Source organism: Streptomyces sp. NPDC056144 (assembly GCF_042264145.1).
GTDB lineage: Bacteria > Actinomycetota > Actinomycetes > Streptomycetales > Streptomycetaceae > Streptomyces.
Map to the genome: position 1 here is coordinate 1 of NZ_JBHJVF010000024.1, position 2,500 is coordinate 2,500.

The 2,500-nt window shown below is 51.4% G+C and carries 2 rRNA genes (1 of these 2 cut by a window edge); both read left to right on the forward strand.

Annotation, left to right across the window (positions count from 1 at the left end):
* Nucleotides 1-183 precede the first annotated feature (183 nt).
* Nucleotides 184-1,733, forward strand: a 16S ribosomal RNA gene (locus tag ACFC0Z_RS34690).
* A 169-nt stretch (nucleotides 1,734-1,902) separates the two neighbouring features.
* Nucleotides 1,903-2,500, forward strand: a 23S ribosomal RNA gene (locus ACFC0Z_RS34695); it runs 2,332 nt beyond the window's last position.
* The 16S and 23S rRNA genes sit together here, the layout of an rRNA operon.

Sequence of the window (2,500 nt, forward strand, 5' to 3'; positions counted from 1 at the left end):
GGCAAGCCTAGCGAAAATATTTTTAAAAAAAGTATTGACCTAGCAAACTGAAAATGTTATGATTAAGAGGTCGCTTCGAGAGAAGCAACAAAGTTCTTTGAAAACTAAACAAGACAAAACGTACCTGTTAATTCAAAGTTTTAAATAAATCGCACAGCGATGTGCGTAGTCAGTCAAACTACTTTATCGGAGAGTTTGATCCTGGCTCAGGACGAACGCTGGCGGCGTGCCTAATACATGCAAGTCGAGCGGACAGATGGGAGCTTGCTCCCTGATGTTAGCGGCGGACGGGTGAGTAACACGTGGGTAACCTGCCTGTAAGACTGGGATAACTCCGGGAAACCGGGGCTAATACCGGATGGTTGTTTGAACCGCATGGTTCAAACATAAAAGGTGGCTTCGGCTACCACTTACAGATGGACCCGCGGCGCATTAGCTAGTTGGTGAGGTAACGGCTCACCAAGGCGACGATGCGTAGCCGACCTGAGAGGGTGATCGGCCACACTGGGACTGAGACACGGCCCAGACTCCTACGGGAGGCAGCAGTAGGGAATCTTCCGCAATGGACGAAAGTCTGACGGAGCAACGCCGCGTGAGTGATGAAGGTTTTCGGATCGTAAAGCTCTGTTGTTAGGGAAGAACAAGTGCCGTTCAAATAGGGCGGTACCTTGACGGTACCTAACCAGAAAGCCACGGCTAACTACGTGCCAGCAGCCGCGGTAATACGTAGGTGGCAAGCGTTGTCCGGAATTATTGGGCGTAAAGGGCTCGCAGGCGGTTTCTTAAGTCTGATGTGAAAGCCCCCGGCTCAACCGGGGAGGGTCATTGGAAACTGGGGAACTTGAGTGCAGAAGAGGAGAGTGGAATTCCACGTGTAGCGGTGAAATGCGTAGAGATGTGGAGGAACACCAGTGGCGAAGGCGACTCTCTGGTCTGTAACTGACGCTGAGGAGCGAAAGCGTGGGGAGCGAACAGGATTAGATACCCTGGTAGTCCACGCCGTAAACGATGAGTGCTAAGTGTTAGGGGGTTTCCGCCCCTTAGTGCTGCAGCTAACGCATTAAGCACTCCGCCTGGGGAGTACGGTCGCAAGACTGAAACTCAAAGGAATTGACGGGGGCCCGCACAAGCGGTGGAGCATGTGGTTTAATTCGAAGCAACGCGAAGAACCTTACCAGGTCTTGACATCCTCTGACAATCCTAGAGATAGGACGTCCCCTTCGGGGGCAGAGTGACAGGTGGTGCATGGTTGTCGTCAGCTCGTGTCGTGAGATGTTGGGTTAAGTCCCGCAACGAGCGCAACCCTTGATCTTAGTTGCCAGCATTCAGTTGGGCACTCTAAGGTGACTGCCGGTGACAAACCGGAGGAAGGTGGGGATGACGTCAAATCATCATGCCCCTTATGACCTGGGCTACACACGTGCTACAATGGACAGAACAAAGGGCAGCGAAACCGCGAGGTTAAGCCAATCCCACAAATCTGTTCTCAGTTCGGATCGCAGTCTGCAACTCGACTGCGTGAAGCTGGAATCGCTAGTAATCGCGGATCAGCATGCCGCGGTGAATACGTTCCCGGGCCTTGTACACACCGCCCGTCACACCACGAGAGTTTGTAACACCCGAAGTCGGTGAGGTAACCTTTTAGGAGCCAGCCGCCGAAGGTGGGACAGATGATTGGGGTGAAGTCGTAACAAGGTAGCCGTATCGGAAGGTGCGGCTGGATCACCTCCTTTCTAAGGATATTAACGGAATATAAGACCTTGGGTCTTATAAACAGAACGTTCCCTGTCTTGTTTAGTTTTGAAGGATCATTCCTTCGAAACGTGTTCTTTGAAAACTAGATAACAGTAGACATCACATTCAATTAGTAATACAAGATATCACGTAGTGATTCTTTTTAACGGTTAAGTTAGAAAGGGCGCACGGTGGATGCCTTGGCACTAGGAGCCGATGAAGGACGGGACGAACACCGATATGCTTCGGGGAGCTGTAAGCAAGCTTTGATCCGGAGATTTCCGAATGGGGAAACCCACCACTCGTAATGGAGTGGTATCCATATCTGAATACATAGGATATGAGAAGGCAGACCCGGGGAACTGAAACATCTAAGTACCCGGAGGAAGAGAAAGCAAATGCGATTCCCTGAGTAGCGGCGAGCGAAACGGGATTAGCCCAAACCAAGAGGCTTGCCTCTTGGGGTTGTAGGACACTCTGTACGGAGTTACAAAGGAACGAGGTAGATGAAGAGGTCTGGAAAGGCCCGCCATAGGAGGTAACAGCCCTGTAGTCAAAACTTCGTTCTCTCCTGAGTGGATCCTGAGTACGGCGGAACACGTGAAATTCCGTCGGAATCCGGGAGGACCATCTCCCAAGGCTAAATACTCCCTAGTGACCGATAGTGAACCAGTACCGTGAGGGAAAGGTGAAAAGCACCCCGGAAGGGGAGTGAAAGAGATCCTGAAACCGTGTGCCTACAAGTAGTCAGAGCCCGTTAACGGGT